The organism is Alcaligenes sp. Me129 (assembly GCF_050487245.1).
Taxonomy (GTDB): Bacteria; Pseudomonadota; Gammaproteobacteria; order Burkholderiales; family Burkholderiaceae_B; genus Alcaligenes; species Alcaligenes phenolicus.
The window spans coordinates 78514-104678 of the sequence record NZ_JBKQGX010000003.1 but is presented as its reverse complement, the minus strand read 5'-3'; the positions used below and the strand labels follow the sequence as shown (position 1 = coordinate 104678).

The following is a 26165-nucleotide window of genomic DNA, read 5'->3' as shown; positions in this document are numbered from 1 at the left end:
TATCTAAGCGTAAATAGAGCGAGCCGAGGCGGCTCCAGGACCAGGCCTGGAGGCCGTTTTATCAAGGGTAGTGGGTGGGCGTTTACACGGTATGTTTGATTTATTCAAACCCTTATAAACCACCGCCTGTGGGCTATGATTTTCTTATATGGGACCAGTTTAAGTTTTCTGTTTATAAATAAAATAGAATTAGGCGTATAAATGATATATGCCATCTCGTATTGTGCATGTATGTCATTATCATGCTGGAAAAAAGCGTAAGAAGGAGAGAATAAGATGGCCGCCCGACGTGGGGATAACCCGCTTGATACCTATCTCTTGAGGGTGTTTTGCTTACTCGTTACCGAGCGCAGCGTCTCGCGTACCGCGTTCAAAATGAACCAGTCGCAGCCTGCTATCAGTGCGGCCTTACGACGCTTGCGTGACATTATTGGCGATCCTTTGCTGGTGCGCGAAAAAGGTGGCATGGTGCCTACCGAGCGCGCCATTGGCCTGCTGGCCCACGCTAAAGGAGCTCTGGCCGAGATCGACTGTATGGTTAATGCACCCGACAGTTTCGACCCTCAGGTAAGTCGCAGTGAGTTTCATATCGGAGCGCCAGATTATCTGGCGCCTGTCTTTATTGGCGGAGTGGTCGAGCGCATGCGTCGCGAGGCACCGGGGGCACGCTTGAATCTGCATTCTCTGGATGCCAGCTTTGATTTTGAGCGTTCTTTGGCGGAAGGCGACCTGGATATGGTCATTGGGAACTGGCCCGAACCGCCCGATCGCATGCATCTGTCCGTGCTGCTGGAAGATCAGATTGTCTGCCTGGTAGCGGCAACGCACCCCTTGGCTCGCAAGGGGCTGACCATGGATGATTACGTGCGGGCGCGCCATGTGGTGCCCATGCCGTATTCCATCAACCAGCGCGGTGTCATCGATACAACCTTGGCGACCTTACGTATTCAGCGTGATGAAAGCGTGGCGGTGCAGTCCTTTTCGGCAGCACCGTATTTGCTACAGAATACAGACCTGATTTTTACGACTTCGCGTCATTTCGCCGAGTTTTATTGTCGACTATTGCCCTTGGCGATTCTGGAGGCCCCGCTGGAGTTTCCGCCCATGCGCTTTTATCAGCTCTGGCATGAACGTAACCGGCATTCGCCCAGCCATCGCTGGTTACGGCGACTCCTGACCGAGTGCGGTAATCAGCTGGCCTCGACAGAACCGTTGCCGCAACCCGATTCCTGAGCCCCAATCCCGCAAAATACTTGCTTTCGGGCTCGCGCTCGGGCAAATTAGCGAGCTACTCCTGCCTACACGAAAGTGATACGGGACTTGACGGAAATTGTTGCATTTAATGCGACTGGTCACGGACACAAGCCGGAAGGCAGGTTGATAATGTGTAGTTCCTAACCTAGCAGGTGTTTTGCGGTGTCTTTACCTCAGATGGGGGAGTCTCTTACCTGGTTGTATATCTGTGTCGTGGCTTTTATGGTCGGCGGGCTGATCGTGGCCTCCGAACGTTGGCATGGCCGTCTGACCGGGGACAGCGACCTTAGTAAACCCCAAGCGTCCCATTCTCGTCCTACCCCGCGTGTGGGTGGTCTGGCCGTGGTGGCAGGCAGTTTGGCTGGCTTGCTGGTCCTTGGGCCCAGCAATATGACACTGACCTGGCTGTGGCCGGTCTTGTTTCTGGCTGCCATGCCGGTATTTGTGGCGGGCCTGGTCGAGGACATCACCAAGGACGTAGGTTCCCTGAAACGCTTGCTGGCCGCTTTCCTGTCGGCCGCGATTGCCTGGTGGTTGCTGGGGGGCGTGTCGCGTGTTGGGGTGAGTTGGGCTGATTGGGTTCTGGGTTTCTGGCCCATTTCGCTGCTCTTTACCATGATTGCGGTAGGCGGCTGTACCCATGCCCTGAATATTATTGACGGTATGAATGGCCTGGCCGGCATGATCGCCACCTTGATGGCGCTGTCCCTGGCTCTGGTGGCCTTGCAGGTGCAGGACATTCCGATTTTCCTGATTGCCGCCTCGCTGGCGTCGGCCACCCTGGGCTTTCTGGTATGGAACTTTCCTTTTGGACGGGTCTTTCTGGGGGATGGGGGCGCATATTTCCTGGGCTTCATGCTGGCTGAACTGGCGGTGCAACTGGTGGTGCGCAACCCCAGTGTGTCGCCGTTTTACGCCTTGGCCGTGCTGTTTTACCCTGTTTTTGAAACCATGTTTTCGATCTGGCGTCGCCGTTTCAAACGCGGTGTGCCTGTGGACCAGCCGGACGCGCTGCACCTGCATCAACTGGTGTTCCGTCGTCTGGTGCGTTCCACGTTCAGTCGTGACAGTGGCGGAGCCTTGCCCGCGTTTTGTAATGCCATGACCTCGCCGTACCTGTGGGTACTGGCCCTGATCGGTTTGGTGCCGGCCACGATCTGGTGGGACAATACCTGGGCTTTGTGTGCCAGCATGCTGGCCTTCTCACTGGTTTATATCTGGCTCTATTCCCGTCTGGTTTCGTGGCGTCGCCCTTCCTGGCTGCTGCTACCCTCGGTGCGGCGGCGGATAGATCGGGACTGATACTGTCAGGCGTTCAAGATTATTCCTTGCGCATAGCGCTAACTGGAGAATGAAGTTGCAACTTGAGAATGTGAAACTGGCCGTCATCGGCTTGGGATATGTCGGTTTGCCTTTGGCTGTAGAGTTTGGCAAAAAGCGTTCCGTTATTGGTTTTGACATTAACGCGCGTCGTGTCGCCGAACTCAAGGAAGGGGTAGACCGCACGTTGGAGGTCGAGAGCGAAGAACTGGCCCAGGCCAGTGGCTTGAGCTACTCCTGCGAGGCCGATGAACTGGCCCAGGCCAATGTGTTCATTGTGACTGTGCCCACGCCTATCGATGAATTCAAGCAGCCTGATCTGACTCCTCTGGTCCGCGCTTCCGAGACCATCGGTAAAGTGCTCAAGCGTGGTGACATCGTGGTTTACGAGTCCACGGTTTACCCCGGCGCGACCGAAGAAGTGTGTGTGCCTGTGCTGGAGCAAGTGTCGGGCCTGCGCTTTAACGAAGATTTCTACGCGGGGTACAGTCCGGAGCGTATCAATCCGGGCGACAAGGAACACCGCGTCTCCACCATCAAGAAAGTCACTTCCGGCTCGACCCCTGAAGTCGCTGAATTGGTCGACGCCTTGTACCGCGAGATCATTGTGGTGGGTACCTTCAAGGCCAGCTCCATTCGTGTGGCAGAAGCGGCCAAGGTGATCGAGAACACCCAGCGCGACGTGAACATCGCCCTGATCAACGAATTGGCTCTGATCTTCAACCGCCTGGGCATTGACACCCTGGACGTGCTGGAAGCGGCGGGTACCAAGTGGAACTTCCTGCCTTTCCGTCCTGGTCTGGTGGGTGGTCACTGCATTGGCGTGGACCCCTACTACCTGACCCACAAGGCGCAAGCCATTGGCTACCACCCCGAGATCATTCTGGCTGGCCGCCGTCTGAACGACTCCATGGGCGGCTATGTGGCCTCCCAACTGGTTAAAGCTATGACCAAGCGCCGCATTCAGGTGCAAGGTTCGCGCGTCCTGTTGCTGGGTCTGGCCTTTAAAGAAAACTGCCCGGACCTGCGTAACACCCGCATCGTCGATATCGTGCATGAACTCAAGCAATACGATGTTCACGTAGATGTATACGATCCATGGGTTGACCCTAAAGAAGCGCAACATGAATACGGTATTACTCCGGTCGAGACTCCTAAAGCGGGTGAGTACGACGGGGTGATCGTGGCTGTGGCCCACAAGCAGTTCAAGGAGCTGGGTGTGGAAGGTGTGCGCCAATGGGGCAAGCCCGAGCATGTGCTCTACGACTTGAAGTATGTGTTTGATCGCGAACAATCCGATCTGCGTCTTTAATTTTGGAAAGCATTATGAGCGCTGCATTTGAACAGGCGAGCCAGCAACTGCGTAATCAGCCTAAAACCTGGCTGGTTACGGGTTGTGCCGGCTTTATCGGTTCCAACCTGCTGGAAGCCCTGCTGAAAATGGATCAGCAGGTGGTAGGTCTGGATAACTTTGCAACCGGCCATCAATACAATCTGGACGAAGTGCGCGATCAGGTTGGTGCCGAGCGCTGGGCCCGTTTTCGCTTTATTGAAGGCGATATCCGCAATCTGGATACCTGTCGCGAAGCTGTTAAAGGCGTGGACTATGTGCTGCACCAGGCCGCTTTGGGGTCGGTGCCTCGTTCCTTGAACGATCCGCTGACTTCCAATGAGGTCAACGTGAACGGTGCCCTGAACATGATGGTGGCTGCGCGTGACGAACAGGTTAAAGCCTTTGTTTATGCGGCTTCCAGTTCCACCTATGGCGACCATCCCGGTTTGCCCAAGGTGGAGGATACGATTGGTCGTCCACTGTCCCCCTACGCCGTCACCAAGTTCGTGAACGAGCTGTATGCGGACGTGTTTGCCCGTGCCTATGGCTTTTCCAGCGTGGGCCTGCGTTACTTCAATGTATTTGGCAAACGTCAGGACCCCAATGGTGCTTACGCTGCGGTGATCCCCAAGTGGGTATCGGCCATGATCCAGAACCAGGATGTGCAAATCAATGGGGATGGCCAGACCAGCCGTGACTTCTGCTTTATCGACAACGTTATTCAGATGAATATCTTGGCCGCCGTGCAGCAAAAACCCGCTGTGGCCGAGGTCTATAACGTGGCCGTCAATGCTCGCACCAGTTTGAACGAGCTGTTCGAGCACTTGAAGCAGACCTTGAGTGCAAATGGTGTGAACTACACCAAACAGCCCATCTATGCGGACTTCCGCGCGGGCGATGTGCTGCACTCTCAAGCCGATATCACTAAGGCTCGCACCCAATTGGGTTACGAGCCGACTCACACGATTTTGCAGGGCCTGAACACAGCCATGCCCTGGTACGTGGCGTTTCTGAGTTGATTTGGGCCAGCCTGAAAGCACGTCTGTCTAGTTTGCATGACGACCATCGTCGCATCGCCCTGGGGGCGATGCGGGTGGCGTTTTTTCTGTTGCTGGGCAAGGCAGCGGGCGCTTTCAAAGAAATGGCGGTGGCTTATCGCTACGGTGTGAGCGATGTAGTCGATGCCTATCAGTTCACGATGGTCATGGCCAATTGGCTGCCAGTGACAATCGTTGGCTCCATGTCCGTTGTGCTGATTCCCGTTCTGGTGCGCTTGCATCGTCTGGAACCGGCTGCGCGCAGCCGTTTTCTGGGTGAACTCAAGGCCTGGTGCATTGTGCTGGGCTGCGTGCTGGGTGCATTGATCTGGATTAGCTGGCCCTGGGTGCTGCAATGGACGGGACAGGGTTTAAGTCCTGCAGTCCATGAAATGAGCCAGGAACTGCTGTTTGCCTTTGCGCCAGCGGCGGTTCTGACCCTGATGATTGGCCTGAGTGCCGCCCGTTTGCGGGCGCATGAGCGTCACATCAACACCTTGCTGGAAAGTGTTCCTGCCTTTGTCATCCTGATCTGGGTGCTGGCCGCAGGCGCCAATGCTGGCATTGGCCCCTTGTTGTGGGGCACCTTGCTGGGTATGACGATCCAGGCCGTGTGGCTGATGATTCTGGCTTCTCGGGCTGATCAGATCTGGGCTCGTCCCACGATCAGCTTGCGTGCCGAACAGTGGCCGGATTTGCTCAAGGCCGCCACCATCATGCTGGTGGGGCAGGTTGCCATGAGCTTTGTCGGCCCTATCGACCAATATACGGCGGCCAATCTGGGCGCGAATGCCAACGCGACCTTGGGTTATGCCACGCGCTTGCTGGCCCTGGTTCTAGGTGTGGGGGCGGCCTCTGTAGGCCGTGCTGCCTTGCCTGTGCTGGCTGATATTCAAAGCCGGGGCGATAACGCCCGTGCTCGTTCCATGGCCTTGAAATGGTCGGTCATGATGTTGGCGGCTGGTGGAGTAGCGGCGGCCATCGGCGTCCTGCTGGCTCCTTGGGGCGTGGCACTGCTGTTTGAGCGTGGCGCGTTTACCGCGCAGGATACGGCCACCGTCGCCCAGGTTTTTAGCTGGGGACTGGTGCAACTGCCTTTTTATTTTGGGGTGCTGATTCTGGTGCAGCTACTGGCCAGTCAGAACCGTTATAAATCCATGGCAATTATTGCCGTGATCAATTTTTTGGTGAAAGCGGCCCTGAACCCGATTCTGGCGGCGCGCATGGGTCCGTCGGGCATCATGCTGGCGACCAGCCTGATGTATGCGGCTTCTTTCACTTGTTATTTCATCTTGGCCTTGAAGCCAGCCAGTGCCTTTGCGCCTGGTTCGCAGGAATAGGAAAACGTGCACAGTCATTCGGTAGTTCGCCCTCATATCATGCTGCTTATCCACTCTTTGGGTGGGGGCGGGGCAGAACGTGTCGCCGTCGATTTAAGCGCAGCCTGGGTGGCGCGCGGCTATCGAGTGTCTCTGGTGACGCAGGCCGGCCGTGACAAAGACGCGTATACCGTAGCAGAGGGCGTAGAGCGCCACGTGCTGGGAACGGCAGGCAGCAGTCGTGGCCGCCTGGATGCCTTGTGGAAGAACTGGCGGCGCGTGAGCCGGGTGCGATCCCTGATACGCAAGACCAAACCCGATGTGGTTCTGGGCATGATGACCACTTCCTCGGTACTGGCCATTTCTGCCGCCAAAGGCTTGCCCTGCAAGGTGATTGCTACCGAGCATACGCATCCGCCCTCCCAGTCCTTGTCCTCTTTTTGGCAAAAAGCCCGTTTGCGTACCTATCCGCAAGCTCATGCCGTGATCGCGCTGACTGCTGGTACTGCAGACTGGTTGCGCGAGCATGTGCCCGGCAGCCAGGTTCAGGTAATTCCTAATGCCGTACGGTGGCCTATGGATAGTGCCGAGCCTGTCGTGCCGGTGCCCGAACTGCCAGAAGGCCGCAAACGTTTGCTGGCTGTGGGGCGACTGCACCCGGTTAAAGGGTTTGACACCCTGATCGAATCCTTTGCCATGTTGTCCAACTATTTCCCGGATTGGGACTTGGTGATTCTGGGCGAAGGCGAGCAGCGTGCTCCTCTGGAAGCACGAATTGAAGAGTTGGAGCTGCAAGAGCGGATTCAGCTTCCCGGCCGCGTCGGCAATATGGCGGACTGGTACGAGCAGTCAGATCTGTATGTACTCAGCTCCCGCATGGAAGGCTTGTCCAACAGCCTGCTGGAAGCCATGGCCAGCGGTTTGACCGCGGTTGCCTTTGATTGCGATACCGGCCCGCGCGAGATTATCCGCGCCAATATTGACGGCGTCTTGGTACGCCCGATTGAAGACGTGGAAGCCCTGGCAGCCCATTTATCCGACCTGATGTCCAACGACGACAAGCGTCAGCGATTGGCACGCCGCGCCACGGATGTGCGCGATCGTTTTTCCTCGGCCCGAGTTCTGGCGCTATGGCAGCAAGTGTTGGAACAGTGCTTGCGTCGGCCTTAAAATGGCGCTTTGCCTAGTGCCAGCAGGCCCAAGCTACCCGGTCGATGAGCCCACGGAGGCCCAGTGAATATTCTGTTTTTCGTCAGCTCCCTGAACGCAGGCGGCGCCGAGCGCGTCGCTTCCACCCTGGCCAATGCCTGGGGTTTGCGGGGCGATCAGGTCACCCTGGTGCCTACTTATAGTGGAGGAGGCAGCGCCTTTTACCCTATTGACTCCAAGGTGGAACTGGTGTGGCTGGCCCATCGCATGCGCGGTAGCTGGTTGCCCAAACCCTTGGCCAAGCTGCGCGCCATGCGCAAGCTGGTGCATGAAAAACAGCCTGATGTCATCGTGTCTTTTCTGACCAATGTGAATATCAATGTGTTGCTGGGGCTGGGCGGCATGGGCGTCCCTATTGTGGTGGGTGAACGCACTAACCCGGCCTTTAGCAGCAGCGCAGGCAAGCTGCTGCAAAGCCTGCGCCGCCGTCTGTACCCCAAGGCGCAGGTAGTGACTGTGCAGACCCGAGCCAGTGTGGCGGCGTTCCAGGCCATGGTGCCGGGCATGAAGCAGGTCATGGTGGTTCCCAACCCCTTGCCGCAGGCCTTGAATGCCGTGCAGCGCGAGGTGCGGGTGGAGGAGAACCGTCACTGCACCTTGATGGCCATGGGGCGTCTGGTGCCCTCCAAACGTTTTGATGTCTTGATCCGTGTATTTGCAGGCCTGGCCGCCGAGCATCCGGAATGGAAATTGAAAATCTGGGGTGATGGCCCGCAGCGAGCCCAATTGGTGCAGCAGATTGCCATGTCCGGTGCGGGCGATCGTATCGAACTGGCCGGCAAGACCGCTGAGCCCTGGCAGGAAATGGCGCGCTCCCATGCCTTTGTCATGACTTCGGAAGTAGAGGGTTTTCCGAACGTGTTGCTGGAAGCCATGGCCATGGGCCTGCCCGCCGTGACGGTTGATTGCCCCAGCGGCCCGCGCGAAATCAGTTCCGATGGCAAGGATGCCCTGCTGGTGCCGGTAGGGGATGAAGGTGCCTTGACTGCCGCCCTGGCCGAGCTGATGGGGGATGGCGTCTTTCGGGGCGTCTTGGGCCGTCGTGCCGCTGCAGCGGTGCGTCAGCGTTATGAACTAGAGCAGGTTTTGCTTAACTGGGACCAGGTCTTTCAGGCCGCCCGTGGCGGTATCAAAGAGGGAGCCAAAGCATGAGTGCAATGCAGCCAAGGTCGTTCAATCAGGACACAGACGCCGTGGATGACAAGCTGGAGAAAGTAACGCCGCCCTTGCGAGTCGTGCATATTATTGCGGGACTGGGGCAGGGTGGGGCAGAAACCGTCTTGTTCCGCTTGGTGACAGCACCCGGTCAAGATACCGAACATATTGTGATTTCTCTGGGCGAGGAAGATGTTTTTGGGCCGCAATTGCGGGCTGCAGGCGTTCCTTTGTACTGCCTGCACATGCACTCGCCGCTGGGCTTTTTGAAAGGTCTGCGATCGCTGACGCGCTTGCTGCGCGATTTGCAGCCCGATGTGGTGCAGACCTGGATGTATCACTCCGATCTGATCGGTGGTGCCGCAGCGCGACTGGTCGGCATTCCGGCTGTGTCCTGGGGTATTCGTAACTCCGGCGCGAATCTGTATCAAGGCAGCCCGAAAGCTCGTATGGTGGCCTGGCTGTGCGCCCGCCTGTCACGCTTTATTCCCAATTTGATTGTGTCCTGCGCAGAAAATGCCGCCCGACGTCACAAGCAGTGGGGTTATCGTGCAGACATCATGAAAGTGATTCCCAATGGCTACGATCTAAGCCGTTGGCATCCTGACCCGCAGGCACGTGAAGAAGTGCGCGAAGAATTGGGCCTGTCACTGGATACGCCTGTTATTGGCAGTGTGGCCCGCTGGAATCCGCTTAAAGATCATCCCAATCTGCTGGCCGCCTTAGCTCGCAGCCTGCACCGTCATCCGGGCTTGCGTTGCCTTTTGATTGGCGATGGTATGGACAGCAATAACGAAACCTTGATGCGCTTGCTGGATCAGCATCAGTTGCGCGAGAGCGTCATCCTGATGGGACGACGCAGCGATGTCCCTCGCCTGATGAATGCGCTGGACGTGCATGTCTTGTCCAGCTCGGCAGAAGGCTTTCCCAACGTGGTCTGCGAAGCAATGGCTGCGGGGGTGTCCAATGTGGTCACCGATGTGGGTGATGCTGCCTTGATCGTCGGTAATGAGGGCTGGATTGTACCCCCCAGCAATGCTGAAGCCTTGGCAGGCGCGATCAATAGCGCGGTTGATGAACTGGGTGCACCTTCCTGGCAGGCTCGTCATGAGCATGCGCGTGAACGGGTTGCCCGCCTGTTCTCCCTGGAAGGCATGGTCAAGAATTACACGCAGGCCTGGAAGACCTTGACGGCGCAGTATCCCCCCAAGCGCAAGCGCAGCCGTCAGGCCTTGAGTGCCTTGACGGACGAAACCAGCAAGAAAACGAGCATGCTGATGTTCGTGGTCAATAACCCCGCTTTTTTCCTGTCGCATCGTTTGCCTTTGGCGCAAGCCGCTCAACGTGAGGGTTATGACGTGCATGTCGCCACCATGGACGGCCCGGCGGTTGCCGAGATCGAGCGTCACGGCCTGCATCACCATGCTTTGCCCATGACACGCAGCGGGACCAACCCCTTGCAAGAGCTGCAAACTATTTGGGCCCTGTGGCGTTTGTTTCGCCGTGAGCGTCCGGAGCTGGTGCATGCGGTCACCATCAAGCCGGTTCTGTATGGCGGGATTGCAGCGCGACTGGCCGGTGTGCCTGGTTTTCTGGCCGCTGTATCCGGGCTGGGCTATGTATTTACCAAGCGCGACAAGTCCTTTGATCCGGTGCGCTGGATTGCCCTGCAGCTTTACCGCATTGCCTTGGGACATCCGAATAGCCGTGTGATTTTCCAGAACAGCAATGACCGTGATGTCTTGCTGGAAGACCGTGTTGTCAAACGCGATCAGTGCGTCCTGATTCGTGGCTCAGGCGTGGACTTGAATCAGTTTCAGGCTTTGCCAGAGCCCGAAGGTCCGCCCGTTGCCCTGATGGTATCGCGCCTGCTGGTAGATAAAGGTGTGCGTGAGTTTGTTGAAGCTGCACGCATCAGCGCTGCTCAAGGTAGCCCGGTTAAATGGGTACTGGCTGGCAGTCCCGACCCCGGTAATCCGGCCAGTATCAGCGATCAGGAGTGGCAGAGCTGGCAAAAGCAGGGCGTGGTGGAGTGTCTGGGCGAACGTAGCGATATTGCGCAGCTTTACGCTCAATCACACATTGCCGTGCTGCCGTCCTACCGTGAGGGCCTGCCTAAGTCCTTGGTAGAAGCCGCAGCCTGCGGGCGCGCGGTGGTTACAACGGATGTACCCGGTTGCCGTGATGCCATTGAACCTGGAGTAACGGGCGTGCTGGTGCCAGTACGTAATGCGCAGGCTTTGGCGGCGGCTGTGATGGACTTGGGTGAAGATACGGCCAAGCGGCAAGCCATGGGGGCGGAAAGCCGCCGTCTGGCTGAAGAGGCTTTTGATATAGGCCGCATCAGCGAGGCTCATCTGGATCTGTATCAGTATTTGAGCCGTTAAGGCTTTGACTGCCTTGGTCCTGGGCCAAGGCATAAAAAACGGGCTGAACTGCTTGCTGTGACTTAGGGTTGAATCCAAGGTTTCAGAGGCAGTGCAGCTCTTTTTTTATCGCTGTGCTGCCCCAAGGCTAGTCGTCCCGGTAAAAAGTGCTCCCTTGGGGGACAGCAAGCCAAAGTTGCCGCGTGGAGGCATTTTTATACTGCGCTGGAGACTAGAGACTAGAGACTAGAGACTAGAGACTAGAGACTAGAGACTAGAGACTAGAGACTAGAGACCAGCGAGCAGGGATCTGGGTATGAGTGAACTTCCACGGCTTTAGAAAGGCAATGCTGCATCCGGCTTCAAAGCCAGCAGTGCCGCCCGGAATTCTCCCTGGATCCGATCCAGCGCCTCTTGGGACTGGGCCTCAAAACGCAGCACAATCACTGGAGTGGTATTGGAGGCGCGAGCCAGACCGAAGCCGTCCGGGTACTCGGCACGTACACCATCAATCGTGTTGAGCTGATTGGAACTGGGGAAACGGCCTTCTTTTTGCAGGCGGGCAATCAAGGCATGAGGCTCGCCTTCGGCCAGCGGCAGTTTCAGTTCCGGTGTGGACAGGTCTTGCGGCAAGGCTTCCAACTCTGCCGTCGGGTTGTCACCGCGCGAGAGAATCGCCAGCAGGCGTGCGCCTGTGTACAAGCCATCATCAAAGCCGTACCAGCCTTCCTTGAAGAACACGTGGCCGCTCATTTCGCCAGCTAAAGGGGCACCCGTTTCGGCCAGTTTGGCCTTGATCAGCGAATGGCCGGTTTGCCACATCAAGGGCTCACCCCCGGCCTTGGCAATTTCCAGGGCGACGTGGCGGCTGCATTTCACGTCAAAAATAATCGTGGAGCCAGGTTCGCGCTGCAAAATATCGCGCGCGTACAGAATCAACTGACGATCAGGCCAGATGATCTGACCCGTTCGAGTCACCACACCCAGGCGGTCAGCATCACCGTCAAAGGCCAGACCCACTTCGCAGTCCGTGTTTTGAACATGGGAGATCAGGTCTTGCAGGTTGTGCGGCTCGGCCGGGTCCGGGTGGTGATTGGGGAAGCTGCCGTCTACATCCTCAAACAGCATGTCCACTTCGCAACCCAGGGCCTTGAACAGGCGAGCAGCCACGACGCCACCCACGCCGTTGCCGCAGTCCAGGGCGATTTTCATGGGACGGGCCAGTTTGACACGTTCGGCGATGGTGCTGACGTACTGGTCCAGCAAGTCCTTTTTCTCGCCGGTGCCTGCTTGAGCCGCAGGCTCAATACCGGCTTGCATGCGTTTCATCAGACCCTGGATATCCTGGCCGTGCAAGGTCTTGCCGGCCATCATCATCTTGAAGCCGTTGTAGTTGGACGGATTATGGCTACCTGTGATGGCTACGCCCGAGCCGGTTTCCAGTACATTGGCCGCAAAATAGACGACGGGAGTAGGAACCATACCCAGATCGACTGTGTTGATTCCGCCTGCCTGGATCCCTTGTTGCAGGGCACGAGACAGCGCAGGGCTGCTGTGGCGGCCGTCGTAACCCACTACCAGGGTTTGCACGCTTTGTTCACGGGCCAGGGCCGCCAGGGCCAGACCTAATTGGTAGGCGAAGTCGGGATTCAGTTGCTCGGGAACGGTGCCCCGAATATCGTAGGCTTTGAATACAGCGGTCGGTAGAGCGGGAATGTGGGTCACTGTCGCGTCCTGAACGAATACACAAAGAAAGAAGTTTAGCGCGAATGCCACCGGCTTTCGTGAGTTACCATTAAGAGCTGTAGCGCGACAGCAAGAGCGCCTGATTGTTTTTCTTGAGTGGCTTGGGTCATGACTTTTCTGAACGAACTTGAACAGCGTATTGGTCAGCAACATGTGCTGACAGGACAATCCATGCAGCAGTACCTGGAGGATTGGCGTGGACGCTATACCGGTACTGCCTTGGCGGTGGCCCGGCCTGCAACGACAGAAGAAGTGGCCCAGGTCGTGCGTCTATGCGCGCAGCACCGCGTGCCCATCGTCCCTCAAGGCGGCAATACCGGTTTGTGCGGGGGCGCAACGCCGGACAACAGCGCCACTGCGCTGGTGCTGTCTTTGGAGCGCCTGAACAAGATTCGCAGCGTGGATACCGACAACGACACCATGGTGGTGGAAGCAGGCTGCATTTTGCAAAATGTGCAGCAGGCCGCCCGTGATCATCAGCGTCTGTTCCCCTTGAGTCTGGCCGCAGAAGGCAGCTGCACGATTGGCGGCAATCTGGCCACCAATGCAGGCGGTACACAGGTTTTGCGTTACGGCAATGCTCGTGACCTGACCCTGGGGCTGGAAGTGGTGACTGCCCAAGGTGAAATTCTGCATGGGCTGCTTGGGCTGCGCAAAGACAATACCGGTTACGACCTGCGCAACTTGTTTATTGGTAGCGAAGGCACCCTGGGTATCATCACCGCCGCGACCATCAAGCTCTATCCCCAGCCTGTAGCAGCGTGCACCGCCTTGCTGGCATTGAATACGATTGAAGATGCCGTTCAGGTGCTTGCATTGGCGCGCCAGGGGCTGGCGGCGTCCTTGACCGGCTTTGAGCTGATTGCAGGCAATTGTCTGCAAGCCGTGCTGCATTGCTATCCCGATCAACGTATGCCTTTCCAGGGCCCGGCTGAAAAAGCAGCCTGGTATGCCTTGCTGGAGCTGTCTGATAGCGAAAGCCTGGAGCATGCCCGCGAGCGTTTTGAAAGCGTGATCGGCCAGGCTCTGGAGCAAGATCTGGTGCAAGACGCCGTTATCGCCGAGACCATCGCACAAAGCAAGGCGCTCTGGCATTTGCGTGAAAGCATTCCACTGGCAGAGAAAGCCTATGGGAAAAGCATCAAGCATGATGTGTCCATCCCTGTGTCTGTGATGTCCCAGTTCGTGCACGAGACGGACAAGGCTTTGCAAGAAGCCTTCCCGGGTCTGGAAAACGTGACATTCGGGCACTTGGGTGATGGCAACCTGCACTACAACGTCGCGCGCGGCACGGCCTTCACGGAGGAAGAGCTGCTGAAGCGTCAGGATGAGATCTATGCGCTGGTCCATGACAGCGTGCACCGTTTCCATGGCTCCATCAGTGCCGAACATGGCGTAGGCCAGCTCAAGCGCCAACTGCTGCCCCGTTATAAAGACCCGGTTTCCCTGGCCTTGATGAAGCAGATCAAGACGGCGCTGGATCCTTTGGGGATCATGAACCCCGGTAAAGTATTGCCCGATTGATTGAAGCTACTTGGTGTGTAGATGTTTTTTCGTCCTTATATCGTTGCCAGTGCCGTTTTTTTTACTGTTTTGGGAATCGTTGCGGCAGTGACGATGGGTTCAGCAACGGACCTGTCACTCAGTGCCTATTTCTATGACCCACAAGTCCAGGATTTTTCCTGGCGATTGCAGCCTTTTGTCGATTTATTCGGGCGCAGGCTGGTGTGGTTCGTTCCCTTTGGCGGCGCAGTGGTATGGACGATCGTGGCCTGGCGGCAGCCCAAGGGTTCCCGCCGCCAACTGGCTTGGGCGGGGGCGGCTTTCTTCATGGGTAGTGGCCCGTTAATGGTAGGCGTCCTGAAACATCTGACCGCCATGCCAAGACCCTTTAATCTGGCCATGTTTGGCGGTATAGAATCCATGCCCACCTACTTCTGGGCGCATTCCTGGGCTGAGGCAGGCAATGCCTTGCCCAGTGCTCATGCCGCATCCGGCTTTGTGCTCCTGTCCCTGTTCTTTGTGGGCGTCATGACAGGCTGCCGCAAACTGGCCGCCGGGGGCTTTGTGCTGGGTATCAGCGCCGGTTTGCTGTTCGGCTTTCTACGCATCATGCAGGGCTACCATTTTCTTAGCCAGGTGCTGGCTTCAGGCGCTGTGCTGGGGCTGTATGGCTGCGTTCTGTTTTATATCCTCTGGTCTTGGGCCAGACATAAGCAATTGCCTGCCTAGGGCTCTCTGAGTTTGCAAAAAGGGACTTCAAGTCCCTTTTTTGTTTTTGCGAGCCTGTTTCGATAAAGCTTTACGTAAAAACACCCCGAAGCCAGATACCGGCTGCGGGGTGTCGTTTACAAAGGTGTCTTGAATTTAAGGCACGGCAGGCAATACTCGACCGGCACATTCACCAAAAGACAGGGTCGGGTAGCCATCTTGACGGCACAGGCCTTTCAAAATGATCTCGTCCTGATCTTCCAGGAATTTACGCTGTTCGCCCCAAGGCAGGTCGATGGGGTTTTTGCCGCCCTGGTTCATTTCCAGCAAGGAGCCTTCCTGACCCTTGGCCGGGCCGGACAAGGTGCCGGTGCCCAGCAGGTCTCCAGTTTGCAGATTGCAGCCGTTGACGCTGTGATGGGCGACCAATTGGGCCACAGTCCAATACGCTTCCTTGAAGTTGCTGCGCGAGAGCAAAGCGGGGTCTTTCTTTTGCTGGCGAGACTGTTCGGTGCTCAGGTACACCTCCAGTTCCACGTCCAGAACGCCACTTTCCTGGTTGGTCTGATCCTGCAAATAAGGCAGAGGCTGGGGATCAGACTCGGGGCGGCTGAAGGGGCGACGGAAGGGAGCCAGGGCTTCCAGTGTCACTACCCAGGGGGAGATCGTCGAGGCAAAGTTCTTGGCCAGGAAGGGGCCCAGAGGCTGGTATTCCCAGGCTTGCAGATCGCGCGCCGACCAGTCATTGAACAGGCACAGGCCAAAAACGTGCTCGTCTGCCTGAGCGATAGGGATACGGCGACCGGCTTCGTTGCCTTTGCCAATCAGAATGCCCATTTCCAGTTCGAAGTCCAGGCGTTGGCAAGGACCAAAATTGGGCTGCTCTTGCCCTTCGGGTGGGCGGGTCTGGCCGACGGGTCGTGGGAATTGCTGGCCGGACACACCGATGCTGGAGGCACGGCCGTGGTAGCCAATGGGTACCCACTTGTAGTTGGGCAGCAAGGGCGCATCAGGGCGGAACTGTTTGCCCACCGCCGTTGCGTGGTGCACGGAAATATAGAAATCGGTGTAGTCCCCAATTTGGGCGGGCAGGGCGTATTCCAGCTTGCTGCGCTCGATCAGCATGGGGCGCAGGCGCGACTCCGCAGAGGAGCCTTGGCGCAAGTCATGTGACAAGGCGGCACGCAGCGCGCTCCAGTATTCCTGGCCCAAGGCCATCAGGCCGTTCAGTGCAGGTTTGACGCAAGCGGCCAGGGCGTCGGCGGCTTTGCCGTGCCAGGGGGTATCGCAGGCCAGCAGGCCCAGGTCCAGCGCGTAGGGGCCAATGGCCACCATGACGCGGAAGTCTTCCTGACTGTCACGGCGACGGGCCACGGCAAAGGGCAGGTTCTGGATAGGGAAACCGTTATCGGCCTCGTTGGCGCCGGGCACCCAGCTTTGCAGCTTGGGGTCGTGAGTGTCATTCAGATAAGGTCGGGTCATGCCTTTTGTTCCGTAGAGAAGTGTTTTTCCAGTCCGTCCCAGACGGCATCGTAATTGGCTTGCAGGCTGTCGCTTTGCAAGGCCTGTGGCGAGGGGCGGATGACTTTGCGGGTCTCGAACATAAAGGCCATGGTACCGCGCAGATAGTCTGCCTTGCTCAAGTCCGCACTGCTGGCTTTGTCAAAGGTGTTGGCATCGGGGCCATGCGGGCTCATGCAATTGTGCAGGCTGGAGCCGCCGGGTGCAAAGCCATCGGCCTTGGCATCGTACACACCTTGGATCAGGCCCATGAATTCGCTGGCGAAGTTACGGTGGAACCAAGGGGGGCGGAAGGTGTTTTCCATGGCCAGAATGCGTGGCGGGAAAATAGCAAAGTCCAGGTTGGCCGTGCCGGGTGTGTCGGAGGGCGAGGTCAATACGCTGAAAATGCAGGGATCGGGGTGATCGTAGCTGATCGAGCCGATCACATTGAAGTCACGTAAATCGTATTTATAGGGGGCGTGCGTGCCATGCCAGGCCACGACGTCCAAGGGCGAGTGCGTCAGTTGCGCAACCCAGAAGCCGCCTGTGAATTTGGTGACCAGCTCATGCGGCTCGCTGACATCTTCGTACCAGGCTACCGGTGTTTTGAAGTCGCGGGCATTGGCCAGGCCGTTGGAGCCGATCGGACCCAGTTCGGGCAAACGCAGAGGAGCGCCGAAGTTTTCCAGCAAGTAGCCACGGGCCACATCGTCCAGCAACTCTACCTTGAAGCGGACGCCACGCGGCATGACGGCAATCTCGCAAGGCTCGATTTCCATGATGCCCAATTCGCTGACCAGCCGCAGGCGACCCTGCTCGGGCACGAACATCATTTCGGCGTCGGCGTTATAGAACACGCGCCGTCCCATGGACTGGTTGATGGCGTACAGATGGATGGCAACGCCGCTTTGCGAGTCGCTGCTGCCATTGCCTGCCCAGGTATGGACACCAGCCAGAAAATCGGTCGGCTTGCTGGGCAGATTCAGCGGGCTCCAGCGCAGGCGATTGGGGTTGGCCGGGCCTTGACCAAAGTCTTCATTCCAGTGGGGAGCGCCTTCAAATGCCGTAAATGCTCCTTGCTTGGCGCTGGGGCGAATGCGGTACAGCCAGGAGCGGCGGTTATCGGCGCGTGGCGCGGTAAAGGCCGTGCCGGACAACTGCTCGGCATACAGCCCGTAAGGGCAGCGCTGCGGCGAGTTGCGTCCCAGTGGCAGCGCACCGGGCAGAGCCTCGGTGGCAAAAGCGTTACCAAAACCAATCTGATAATTCAAAGAGCTCATTAGGGGTCTCCAGATTCAGGCAGCCTGCTCCAGGCAGGTCTGGCGGGCGGCGTCCAAGGCTTGCTTGATCACATCCAGCGAGCCGACATGATTGCACAGCAACAGCACCAAAGCGGCATTCATGGCATGACTTTGTGCTGTGCTCAGGCCTTGGTGGGCATCGATCAACATTTGGTAGAAATCGTCAGCCCGTTCCAGGGGGGTATCGGTATTCAGTGTAGACATGAAGCACTCTCCAGGAAATGGCCACAGGCTTTGTGCAAGGCTGCCTGGACAGCTTGCCCATCCAGATGACGCCAGCGGGCGCACAGGTGTTGATCGGGGCGAATCAGATAGCAGGAACCGGGTTGGGCGTCGTAACGCTGGCGCAGCATATCCTGGCTGTCGATGATCTCTTTCTGGGCCTGGGTAGCGCTGGTGCCAGCAGGCCAGACACGCAGGCGGGTCAAGAGACCTTGGGCGACCAGTTCGTCTACCACTTCAGACTGGCTGGCCTGGCCTTCGCCAAACTCCAGCAGGGTGAAGCCGCTGCCCAATTGACCCAGCCACCAGCCTTGCTGACCGTTTTGTTCTATAGGTGCATCGGGGACGCAGGCTCCTAGCGGTGTGGCCGTGGCGGAGAACTCGTGTGTGTCAGCCGTATTCAAGGGGCTGTCTGGGTAGGCGCTGGGCAAGGACAGGCGGCCGCTATTGACCAGTACACGGGCAAAGGCGTGGCGACGCGCCAGAATCAGGGCCGCATCACGGAACAGGCGGCTGACTTCGCTTTTAGGCGTGATGAAATCTGTTGAACGGCTGGAATGGCGAATGTTCTCGTCTGCAGCCAATTCACGTTCATGGCTGTAGCTGTCCAGCAGGCTGTCGGGAGCCTGGGCATTCAGAACCAGATTCAGCTTCCAGGCCAGGTTGTCGGCGTCCTGGATACCGCTGTTGGCGCCGCGTGCGCCAAAAGGCGAGACACGGTGGGCCGAGTCTCCAGCAAACAGAATACGGCCATGGCGAAAGCGCTGCATGCGCTCGCAAGCAAAGGTGTAAATGCTGACCCATTCCAGCTCAAAGGGGGCGTCGGCACCCAGGAGGGCACGAATGCGGGGCAGCACGTTTTCTGGTTTGACGGCTTCAACCGGGTCGGCATCCCAGCCCAATTGGAAGTCGATACGCCAGACGTTGTCCGGCTGGCTGTGCAGCAAGACAGATTGATTGGGGTGGAAGGGCGGGTCAAACCAGAACCAGCGCTCGGCGGGGAAGTCGGCTTGCATGCGCACGTCTGCAATCAGGAAACGGTCCTTGAATACGCGTCCGCTGCTGCTTTCACCCAAAGCACGGCGAATGGCCGAGCGCGAGCCGTCGCAGGCCAGCAGCCATTCTGCTTCCAGGGTGTAATTGCCTTGCTGGGTTTCTATATCCAGATGCACGCCTTCTGCCTGATTCACCACGTTCAGCACTTTATGGCCGGAACGCAGTTCGATCAGGGGCTGAGCGCAGACTGCTTCGTAGAGATAACCTTCGCAGTAATACTGCTGCAAATTGATAAAGGCGGGGCGCTGGTGGCCTTCTTCGGGCCGCAAATTGAAGCTCCAGACTTCCTGATTGCGGAAAAAAACCTTGCCCACATTCCAGGACACGCCTTTGTCCATCATGCGCGAGCCCACGCCCAATCGATCCCAGATATCCAGGGTGCGTTTGGCAAAGCAAATGGCCCGTGACCCTTTGGACAGCGTGGTGTCGTCGTCCAGAATCACGACCCGGTGGCCTTTGGCCGCCAGATCCAGGGCCATGGTCAGCCCCACCGGGCCGGCACCCACCACCACAACGGGGTGGCGGGCATGGGTAGCCGGTGGGGGCGCTTGCGTCAGCTCCAGGGTCTGGTAATTAATGTCTCCCATTTTCTTTCTCCCTGGCCTTGCGTCTTACTGACCTTCGAGTTGTTTCCACATCTCCAGATCGCGTTCGGCGGTCCAGATGCGTGGGTCTTCGTGGCCGTTGACTTCGTCGTAGGCACGGGACACGTCAAAGGGCATGCAGTGATCAAAAATGACCCAGTCTGCGTAGCGAGGCTTCATGAAATCGTAGGTTTCGCGGTAAATGGTCTTCAGATCTTTACCGGCTGCCGCGCCTTGCTGCACGCTGGAGTACAGGTCTGTCAAAAACGCGCGCGTGCCGGCCAGGGCCTGACGCACTTCGGTGGCGTTTTTCAGTGCCGGGCCACGGCCAGGAACCATTTGTTCAGCTTTGAAGTCTCCCAGACGGTCCAGTGTGCGGGGCCATTCGCGAAAGTAGCAGTCGCCTGCGTACGGGGTGGATTGGTATTCCACCAGGTCACCGGCGAACAGTATTTTCTGCTTGGGTAGCCAGGCGATGGTGTCGCCCTTGGTGTGGCCACGACCCACTTGCATCAGGTGTACTTCCAGATTGCCCAGGTCCACCGTCATATGACCTTCAAAGGTCATGGTGGGCCAGGTCAGGCCGGGAGGAATGGATTCGGCGTTGCGGAACAGGCGGGGGAAACGGCCGATTTCGCTGGCTTTGTCTTGCTCGCCACGTTCCACGATCAGGTCGTAGGTGTCGCGGCTGGCCAGGATTTCCTGGGCGTTGTAGGCCGAGGCACCCAGCACCCGTACGGCGTGGTAGTGCGACAGCAAGACATACTTGATGGGTTTGTCGCTGACTTCGCGGATGCGGCGAATCACGTCTTCAGCCATGACAGGCGTGGCCTGGGTGTCGATCACCATAATGGCCTCGTCACCAATGATGATGCCCGTGTTGGGATCACCTTCAGCCGTATAGGCGTAGGCGTTGTCGGACAGTTTTTCAAAGGCAACGACTTTGTCTTCCAGGTCGTTATGCGAGGCGAAGGACTTGCTCATGAAAATGACTCCACAGTCGATAGGGATGGTGTCAGATTAGTTTATGGTGAATCAGTTAGATATAGGTGAATACCTGAATAGGGTAGGCTTAGTTGGAAAAAAAGCAGACGAGCGCCTGCCTGCCGGAACCGGCATCAGACGCTGTCAGAAAAAAGGGGGAGGGTTTAGCGGCGCTGGCAGCGCGAGCAGTAATAGGTCGCGCGTTGGCCTTGGACTATCCGTTTGATAGGCTGTTGGCAGCGTGGGCAGGGTTTGCCGGCACGCTCATATACATTGGCGTGAATGTCGAAGTAAGCGCCCGGTTCACCACTGGCATTGACGTAATCGCGCAAGGTGCTGCCCCCGGAGTCCAGGGCGGATTGCAAGGTGCTCAAGATGGCCGAGTGCAGTTTTTCGCAGCGATGCAAGGAAACTTCACCGGCGGGCAGTTCGGGGTGAATACCGGCCAGGAACAAGGATTCGGAAGCGTAGATATTGCCTACTCCCACCACAATCTTGCCGCCCAGCAGGGCCTGTTTGATGGCGACGCGCCGCCCTTGCAGATGTCGGTGCAGATACTCGGGGGTGAACAGGGGATCGAAAGGCTCTACGCCTAAAGTACGTAGTAAAAGGTGGTTTTCCAGAGGGCCGTCCCTATGGGCGTGCCATAATATCGCACCAAATCGTCGTGGGTCGTGCAGCAGGAAGCGGGCCTCATCAAAGATCCATTCCGCATGATCATGCTTGCGGCGTTCTTCATCCAGATCCACACGACGCAGGGAGCCGGACATTCCTAAATGGATGATCTGGACGCCTTGTTCAAAATGCAACAACAAGTATTTGCCTCGACGCGTGCAATTCTGGACGGCCTGGCCTTCAATCCATTGCGGCAAAGAGGCAGGCACGGGCCAGCGCAAACGGGGCTCGTGAACCAGGAATTGTCGGACATTTTTTCCCTGGATAACCGTCGCAATTCCGCGACGAGTTGTTTCAACTTCTGGCAGTTCAGGCATGGGGGGGTGATACCATCAACAAATCTGATTCCTTTATTGTGCCATCGGGCGTTTTGTCGCGCGTATCAGGGCACGGGTTTTTCTGGATGAATGCTCTGACCTTAGCACTAAAGCTGGGCCTGATGTCGTTGCTTGCAGCGGTTTCGGTGCAAGCCCAACCCTCACTTCCCATACTCAAGGCGGAGCCGCCTGCTGACAAGATTCGTTTGCGCAGCGGGCAATTGCCTTTGGTCAGCCTGACTTCGGACATTCTGTATCGCATTCTGGTTGCCGAAGTGGCTGCTTCGCGTGGTGAATACGACGTTGCCAGCCAGACTTTCCTGTCTTTGGCGCGTGACACCAGCGATCCTCGCCTGGCTCAAAACGCCTTTCAATACGCCATGGCCGACCGTGATTTGGGTCGTGCGCTGCGCGCCGCTAAAGAATGGGCCTTGCTGGCCCCGAATGATCCCGAAGCTAAAGCAACGGCTCTGGCCCTGGAAGCCTCCAGCGGTCAGACCGAAGGCTTGGCCGATGCCTTGTGGCTGCGTATCTCTCGCGCCCAGGATAAAGAGCAGGCCGTGGTCCAAGCCATGAGCATGGTCAGCAAGATGGTGGATCGCCGTTTGGCGCTGGAAGTGCTGGACAAGGCCTTGCAGCAACCCGTGCGCTCCTTGCCCATTGCCCGTCTGGCCTTGGCGGATACCGCCTGGAGTGCCGGGGACATGAGCCGGGCCGAGCGCGAAGCACGGGAAGCCCTGAAGCTGGACCCGCATTCCGAAGCTGCCGCGCAGCGCGTGCTGGAATACGGTATCAAGATTGATCCTTCGGCTGCCTTGCAAAGTGCACGTACCTTCGTGCGAGCCAATCCGGATAGCCGCAAGTTGCAACTGCTGCTGGCCAACCGGCTGGTAGAGCGCCAGCAGTTCGACGAAGCCCAGTCCATCGTCAGCGCCTTGCAACGCGCCAATCCTGAAGATTTTGATCTGCTCTACACCCAGGCCGAAATTCATATTCGTGCCCAGGAGTTTGACCAGGCCCGTAAATTGCTGGAGCAATACATTGCGGTCCAGCAGCAGCGCCGCCAGTCCTTGAACGACGCCGTCAACACGGCTTTGGCCAGTATTTCTGAAGCCCGCTTGTCCTTGGTGCAAATTGCTGAAGCTCAGGGCGATATGAACGAAGCCATTCGCCAGCTGGACTTGATTGAAGAGCCCGCGCTGCGTTTCCAGGCCCAGATTCATAAAGCCGTCCTGCAAGCCCGCCAAGGCAATCTGCCGCAAGCACGTCGTACCCTGGAGAACTCTCGCCCACGCGACATGAGCGAGCAGGTCGTTGTGGCTTTGACGTATTCTTCTATCTACCAAGACAGCGGTCGTACCGACCAGGCTCTGGAAGTGCTGGAGCGGGCGGACCGTGAGTTGCCCGATAGCGCCGAGATCAAATACAACCTGGCCATGTTGTACGAGCAGCGCGCCAAGCACGACAAGTTTGAAACCTTGATGCGTCGTGTTATTGAGCTGCGCCCGGACCATGCCAATGCGTATAACGCCTTGGGCTACACCTATGCGGATCAGAATCGCCGTCTGGACGAGGCCCAGGATTTGCTGGAACGAGCCATGGAGCTGGAGCCGGACAATCCTTATATTCTGGACAGCGTAGGCTGGTATCTGTTCCGTGTTGGCGATCTGCAAGCCGCGCTGGAATACTTGCAGCGTTCCTACGAGCGCCTGCCTGAAGCGGACGTTGCCGCCCACTTGGGTGAAGTGCTGTGGGTCAAAGGCCGTCGTGATGATGCCATGCTGGTCTTTCGGGCTGGCTTGAGCAAAGACCCCGAAAACCGAACACTGACAGAAACCATCAAGCGTCTGGGAGTACCGCTGCCGTGAGTATCTTGAAACAGCGGGCTTGGACCCGAGCAGGGGCTTTGGCCCTGGTTGCTTTGCTCAGTGCTTGTGCGACACCGCCCAAATCTGACCTTGGCAGCGTTACGGATGCGTCGCAAGAGGCAAGCGCCTTGTCTCGTTCAGGCCGTTTTGCGCTGAGCGTGACTCATTCCAGCTCGCAGGTCGAAGCCGTGCAGGGGGGCTTTTCCTGGCGCGACGACGGCCAAAAGCTGATGCTGGATTTGAGCAATCCTTTGGGTAATACCTTGGCGCGAGTCTGGGTGTTACCGGGGCGCGCCATTCTGGAACGCACAGACGGTAGTCAGGAAATGGCCTCCCATCCCGATGCCCTGGTTGAACAGGTCTTGGGCAGTCCTGTTCCTGTTGCAGGCTTGCGTGACTGGCTGCATGGCCGCACGGGTAGTGCCCCGGTTCAAAGCGAACGCCGGGATGACCAGCAAAAGCTAAGCAGCTTCGAGCAGTCCGGCTGGCGTGTGACGCTCTCGCGTTACGACGAACAAGGCCCGCGCTTGCTGCAATTGAATCGTCATGAGGCCAATCGCTCCATCAGCGTGCGTTTGGTCGTGGATCAGTAAAGCCCCGAGCAGGTTTGTGTAATGGCGCTCTACAACGTCCCGGCTCCGGCCAAGATCAATCTGTTTTTGCACGTCACGGGCCGTCGTGAGGACGGCTACCATTTCTTGCAAACCGCTTTTCGTTTTGTGGACCTGAATGATTACCTGAGCTTCGTTCCACGTAGCGATGGGCAGATCCATCGGGCACACAGTACCTTGAGCGATGTGGAGCCGGAGCAGGATCTGGTGATCAAAGCCGCTCGTGCCCTGCAACAAGCGACCGGCGCTCGGCAAGGCGTAGACATCTCTTGTATCAAGAATATTCCTTCGGGAGCGGGGATGGGCGGCGGCTCCAGCGATGCGGCCACCACCTTGATTGCCCTGAATCGTTTATGGAACCTGGGCCTGAGCCGTCAGGCCTTGATGGATATTGGCTTGCCCCTGGGCGCCGATGTACCGGTTTTTGTATTCGGACAGGCCGCATTTGCCCAAGGGGTGGGTGAGCAGTTGCAGGCCATTCAGATGCCGCCACGACACTACATCATCATCCGTCCGCCGCAATTTATATCCACGGGGGAAATATTTACCTCCGAATGCTTGACACGTGATGAAAAACCCATCACAATGACGTTCTTTACTGATTGGCAAGAAAAATTCTGGCAAGCCAAGGACGACAATCCTTATTTTGGCAGAAACAATCTGGAGTCAGTAGCATTCAGTCTTTATCCTGGTTTAAGAAATTTAAAACAGGGCTTGCAAAGATTAAAATTGAATGCTAGAATGACGGGCTCAGGTTCTTGTTTGTTTGTTGAGTGCAGAGACGAACAAAGCGCCAAGACAGGTCAGTTTGAAATTGACCAAAATAGCAGTAAAATAGATTTTTCTGGTAGCGAAGAATCAAATAGTGGTAAATTGCTGGTCGAACAAACTTGGGTTTGTTCAGGTTTGCAAGATCATCCGCTACGCGACTGGATTAAGTAAGTATTTGGGGAATCGCCAAGCTGGTTAAGGCACTGGATTTTGATTCCAGCATGCGAAGGTTCGAATCCTTCTTCCCCAGCCACCTTTCAGGCCTAGCCTGCGATAATGTAAAGCTGTTGAGTCGTTTCCTTGTAGGGGTTTCGATCAACAGCTTTGCTTTTCCTGCATCAAAATCTATCTCCCATCATGGCACAAGACCGATTCATGATCTTCACCGGCACGGCTAATCCTCGCCTTGCTGTCGATGTCGTCAACCACCTTGATATGTCGCTGGGGAAAATGACGGTGGGTCGCTTCTCTGATGGGGAAGCCATGGTTGAAATCAACGAGAACGTGCGCGGTCGCGATGTTTTCGTTCTGCAGCCCACCTGTGCTCCCACCAACGACAATCTGATGGAAATCATGGTGATGGTCGATGCCTTGCGCCGTGCTTCGGCCGGTCGCATCACCGCCGCTATCCCTTACTTTGGTTACGCCCGCCAGGATCGACGCCCCCGTTCGGCGCGTGTGTCGATCTCTGCCAAAGTCGTGGCCAATATGTTGCAAGTGGTCGGTGTCGATCGCGTCATGATGATGGATCTGCACGCTGACCAAATCCAGGGTTTCTTCGATATCCCTGTCGACAATATCTACGCTTCCCCCATTTTGCTGGGCGATATCTGGCGCTGTAACTACCAGGATATGGTGGTTGTCTCGCCTGACATCGGTGGTGTGGTGCGCGCACGTGCACTGGCCAAGCAACTGGAAGTGGACCTGGCCATCATCGACAAGCGTCGCCCACGTGCCAACGTCTCCGAAGTCATGAACATCATTGGTGATGTCAACGGACGCACCTGCATCCTGATGGACGATATGGTGGATACGGCCGGTACGCTGTGCAAAGCGGCTGAAGCTCTGAAAGAGCGCGGTGCCAAGGCGGTTTACGCCTACTGTACGCACCCTGTGCTCTCGGGCGAAGCTATCGAACGTATTACGCAGTCCCAATTGAACGAGCTGGTTGTAACGGACACCATTCCTTTGTCCGCCAAGGCACGTGAATGCAGCAAGATTCGCCAGCTGTCCTGTGCAGCACTGTTGGGCGAGACCATCTTGCGTATCTCCAACGCCGAGTCCGTCAGCTCCTTGTTCACTGATTAAGTTTTTTAGCGTGCG

21 protein-coding genes, 1 tRNA gene and 1 pseudogene are annotated in these 26165 nt (G+C 57.3%); 16 read left to right on the top strand and 7 right to left on the bottom strand.

Translation table 11 applies throughout. The annotated features are described in order from the left end of the window. Positions 1-276 precede the first annotated feature (276 nt). From ACLPGZ_RS04425 to ACLPGZ_RS04385, 9 genes and pseudogenes are all read left to right on the top strand, one after another. Positions 277-1233, top strand: a complete 957-nt coding sequence (locus tag ACLPGZ_RS04425; RefSeq protein ID WP_009461103.1) for a LysR family transcriptional regulator — start codon at positions 277-279, stop codon at positions 1231-1233. Positions 1234-1431: 198 nt separating this feature from the next. Next, positions 1432-2556 carry an MraY family glycosyltransferase gene (locus tag ACLPGZ_RS04420; RefSeq protein ID WP_009461102.1) on the top strand — a complete coding sequence of 375 codons (1125 nt, stop codon included), beginning with the start codon at positions 1432-1434 and terminating at the stop codon, positions 2554-2556. 49 nt (positions 2557-2605) lie between these two features. Further along, on the top strand, positions 2606-3886 hold the full coding sequence (gene tviB, locus ACLPGZ_RS04415; protein WP_022983251.1) for a Vi polysaccharide biosynthesis UDP-N-acetylglucosamine C-6 dehydrogenase TviB: 1281 nt from the start codon (positions 2606-2608) through the stop codon (positions 3884-3886). Between the two features lie 14 nt (positions 3887-3900). Further along, on the top strand, positions 3901-4926 hold the full coding sequence (locus ACLPGZ_RS04410) for an SDR family oxidoreductase (RefSeq protein ID WP_239055115.1): 1026 nt from the start codon (positions 3901-3903) through the stop codon (positions 4924-4926). Further along, a complete protein-coding gene (gene murJ, locus ACLPGZ_RS04405) occupies positions 4923-6284 on the top strand; it encodes a murein biosynthesis integral membrane protein MurJ (RefSeq protein WP_035271247.1) in 1362 nt (453 codons plus the stop codon). The genes ACLPGZ_RS04410 and murJ overlap by 4 nt, the downstream gene beginning before the upstream one ends. Positions 6285-6323: 39 nt before the next feature. Next, complete coding sequence (locus ACLPGZ_RS04400; protein ID WP_009461099.1) at positions 6324-7433, top strand: glycosyltransferase family 4 protein; 1110 nt, start codon at positions 6324-6326, stop codon at positions 7431-7433. 63 nt (positions 7434-7496) lie between these two features. Next, positions 7497-8624, top strand: coding sequence for a glycosyltransferase family 4 protein (locus ACLPGZ_RS04395; RefSeq protein ID WP_239055116.1), 1128 nt, complete (start codon positions 7497-7499; stop codon positions 8622-8624). Beyond that, positions 8621-9691 (top strand): annotated as a pseudogene (locus ACLPGZ_RS04390) (glycosyltransferase family 4 protein); the annotation flags it as partial. The gene ACLPGZ_RS04395 and the pseudogene ACLPGZ_RS04390, both read left to right, overlap by 4 nt. Positions 9692-9898: 207 nt before the next feature. After that, the gene (locus ACLPGZ_RS04385) at positions 9899-11014 is read left to right on the top strand and encodes a glycosyltransferase family 4 protein (RefSeq protein WP_060186330.1); all 1116 of its coding nucleotides are present in this window, start codon (positions 9899-9901) and stop codon (positions 11012-11014) included. A 315-nt stretch (positions 11015-11329) separates the two neighbouring features. Here the strand turns inward: ACLPGZ_RS04385 and ACLPGZ_RS04380 are convergent, their stop codons facing one another. Beyond that, positions 11330-12718, bottom strand: a complete 1389-nt coding sequence (locus tag ACLPGZ_RS04380) for a phosphomannomutase/phosphoglucomutase (protein ID WP_060186277.1) — start codon at positions 12716-12718, stop codon at positions 11330-11332. A 129-nt stretch (positions 12719-12847) separates the two neighbouring features. Between ACLPGZ_RS04380 and ACLPGZ_RS04375 the strand changes: the two genes are divergently transcribed. Both ACLPGZ_RS04375 and ACLPGZ_RS04370 read left to right on the top strand, forming a co-directional pair. After that, positions 12848-14263 (top strand): FAD-binding oxidoreductase, encoded by a 1416-nt coding sequence (locus ACLPGZ_RS04375; protein WP_009461095.1) that lies wholly within the window; start codon positions 12848-12850, stop codon positions 14261-14263. Positions 14264-14284: 21 nt separating this feature from the next. Continuing rightward, positions 14285-14971, top strand: a complete 687-nt coding sequence (locus tag ACLPGZ_RS04370) for a phosphatase PAP2 family protein (protein ID WP_009461094.1) — start codon at positions 14285-14287, stop codon at positions 14969-14971. Between the two features lie 135 nt (positions 14972-15106). Here ACLPGZ_RS04370 and fahA read toward each other — a convergent pair whose 3' ends face one another. The 6 genes from fahA to mutM all read right to left on the bottom strand — a co-directional run bounded on the left by fahA (position 15107) and on the right by mutM (position 21592). Continuing rightward, positions 15107-16432 carry a fumarylacetoacetase gene (fahA, locus tag ACLPGZ_RS04365; RefSeq protein ID WP_009461093.1) on the bottom strand — a complete coding sequence of 442 codons (1326 nt, stop codon included), beginning with the start codon at positions 16430-16432 and terminating at the stop codon, positions 15107-15109. After that, positions 16429-17733: a homogentisate 1,2-dioxygenase gene (gene hmgA / locus ACLPGZ_RS04360; RefSeq protein WP_239055118.1), complete on the bottom strand. Its 1305-nt coding sequence runs from the start codon at positions 17731-17733 to the stop codon at positions 16429-16431. The genes fahA and hmgA overlap by 4 nt, the downstream gene beginning before the upstream one ends. A 15-nt stretch (positions 17734-17748) precedes the next feature. Continuing rightward, the gene (locus ACLPGZ_RS04355; RefSeq protein WP_009461092.1) at positions 17749-17958 is read right to left on the bottom strand and encodes a DUF2783 domain-containing protein; all 210 of its coding nucleotides are present in this window, start codon (positions 17956-17958) and stop codon (positions 17749-17751) included. Beyond that, positions 17946-19619 (bottom strand): FAD-dependent oxidoreductase, encoded by a 1674-nt coding sequence (locus ACLPGZ_RS04350; RefSeq protein WP_009461091.1) that lies wholly within the window; start codon positions 19617-19619, stop codon positions 17946-17948. Before ACLPGZ_RS04350 ends, ACLPGZ_RS04355 begins: the two co-directional genes overlap by 13 nt. Before the next feature lie 24 nt (positions 19620-19643). Next, positions 19644-20600 (bottom strand): MBL fold metallo-hydrolase, encoded by a 957-nt coding sequence (locus ACLPGZ_RS04345; RefSeq protein WP_009461090.1) that lies wholly within the window; start codon positions 20598-20600, stop codon positions 19644-19646. Between the two features lie 164 nt (positions 20601-20764). Next, a complete protein-coding gene (mutM, locus tag ACLPGZ_RS04340) occupies positions 20765-21592 on the bottom strand; it encodes a bifunctional DNA-formamidopyrimidine glycosylase/DNA-(apurinic or apyrimidinic site) lyase (protein ID WP_035271243.1) in 828 nt (275 codons plus the stop codon). A 122-nt stretch (positions 21593-21714) separates the two neighbouring features. On the opposite strand from mutM, the gene ACLPGZ_RS04335 reads away from it, so the two are divergent. The 5 genes from ACLPGZ_RS04335 (at position 21715) to ACLPGZ_RS04315 (ending at position 26150) form a co-directional block, all read left to right on the top strand. Then, positions 21715-23460, top strand: a complete 1746-nt coding sequence (locus ACLPGZ_RS04335) for a tetratricopeptide repeat protein (protein ID WP_226348149.1) — start codon at positions 21715-21717, stop codon at positions 23458-23460. 2 nt (positions 23461-23462) lie between these two features. Next, complete coding sequence (locus tag ACLPGZ_RS04330; protein WP_373568169.1) at positions 23463-24053, top strand: outer membrane lipoprotein LolB; 591 nt, start codon at positions 23463-23465, stop codon at positions 24051-24053. 21 nt (positions 24054-24074) lie between these two features. Further along, entirely contained in the window at positions 24075-25013 is a 939-nt protein-coding gene (ispE, locus tag ACLPGZ_RS04325; RefSeq protein WP_060186285.1) for a 4-(cytidine 5'-diphospho)-2-C-methyl-D-erythritol kinase, read from the top strand. Between the two features lie 5 nt (positions 25014-25018). Then, a tRNA-Gln gene (locus ACLPGZ_RS04320) sits at positions 25019-25095 on the top strand. A 104-nt stretch (positions 25096-25199) separates the two neighbouring features. Continuing rightward, on the top strand, positions 25200-26150 hold the full coding sequence (locus ACLPGZ_RS04315) for a ribose-phosphate pyrophosphokinase (RefSeq protein ID WP_009461085.1): 951 nt from the start codon (positions 25200-25202) through the stop codon (positions 26148-26150). Positions 26151-26165: the final 15 nt, after the last annotated feature.

Excerpts from the sequence above, each read along its gene's own strand:
- tviB (WP_022983251.1), top strand. The coding sequence starts at position 2,606 with ATGAAGTTGCAACTTGAGAATGTGAAACTGGCCGTCATCGGCTTGGGA.
- ACLPGZ_RS04355 (WP_009461092.1), bottom strand. The coding sequence starts at position 17,958 with ATGTCTACACTGAATACCGATACCCCCCTGGAACGGGCTGACGATTTC.
- ACLPGZ_RS04400 (WP_009461099.1), top strand. The coding sequence starts at position 6,324 with ATGCTGCTTATCCACTCTTTGGGTGGGGGCGGGGCAGAACGTGTCGCC.
- fahA (WP_009461093.1), bottom strand. The coding sequence starts at position 16,432 with ATGACCCGACCTTATCTGAATGACACTCACGACCCCAAGCTGCAAAGC.
- ACLPGZ_RS04335 (WP_226348149.1), top strand. The coding sequence starts at position 21,715 with ATGTCGTTGCTTGCAGCGGTTTCGGTGCAAGCCCAACCCTCACTTCCC.
- ACLPGZ_RS04420 (WP_009461102.1), top strand. The coding sequence starts at position 1,432 with ATGGGGGAGTCTCTTACCTGGTTGTATATCTGTGTCGTGGCTTTTATG.
- ACLPGZ_RS04425 (WP_009461103.1), top strand. The coding sequence starts at position 277 with ATGGCCGCCCGACGTGGGGATAACCCGCTTGATACCTATCTCTTGAGG.
- ACLPGZ_RS04345 (WP_009461090.1), bottom strand. The coding sequence starts at position 20,600 with ATGAGCAAGTCCTTCGCCTCGCATAACGACCTGGAAGACAAAGTCGTT.
- ispE (WP_060186285.1), top strand. The coding sequence starts at position 24,075 with ATGGCGCTCTACAACGTCCCGGCTCCGGCCAAGATCAATCTGTTTTTG.
- ACLPGZ_RS04350 (WP_009461091.1), bottom strand. The coding sequence starts at position 19,619 with ATGGGAGACATTAATTACCAGACCCTGGAGCTGACGCAAGCGCCCCCA.
- ACLPGZ_RS04315 (WP_009461085.1), top strand. The coding sequence starts at position 25,200 with ATGGCACAAGACCGATTCATGATCTTCACCGGCACGGCTAATCCTCGC.
- ACLPGZ_RS04375 (WP_009461095.1), top strand. The coding sequence starts at position 12,848 with ATGACTTTTCTGAACGAACTTGAACAGCGTATTGGTCAGCAACATGTG.
- ACLPGZ_RS04370 (WP_009461094.1), top strand. The coding sequence starts at position 14,285 with ATGTTTTTTCGTCCTTATATCGTTGCCAGTGCCGTTTTTTTTACTGTT.
- ACLPGZ_RS04385 (WP_060186330.1), top strand. The coding sequence starts at position 9,899 with ATGCTGATGTTCGTGGTCAATAACCCCGCTTTTTTCCTGTCGCATCGT.
- hmgA (WP_239055118.1), bottom strand. The coding sequence starts at position 17,733 with ATGAGCTCTTTGAATTATCAGATTGGTTTTGGTAACGCTTTTGCCACC.
- mutM (WP_035271243.1), bottom strand. The coding sequence starts at position 21,592 with ATGCCTGAACTGCCAGAAGTTGAAACAACTCGTCGCGGAATTGCGACG.
- ACLPGZ_RS04410 (WP_239055115.1), top strand. The coding sequence starts at position 3,901 with ATGAGCGCTGCATTTGAACAGGCGAGCCAGCAACTGCGTAATCAGCCT.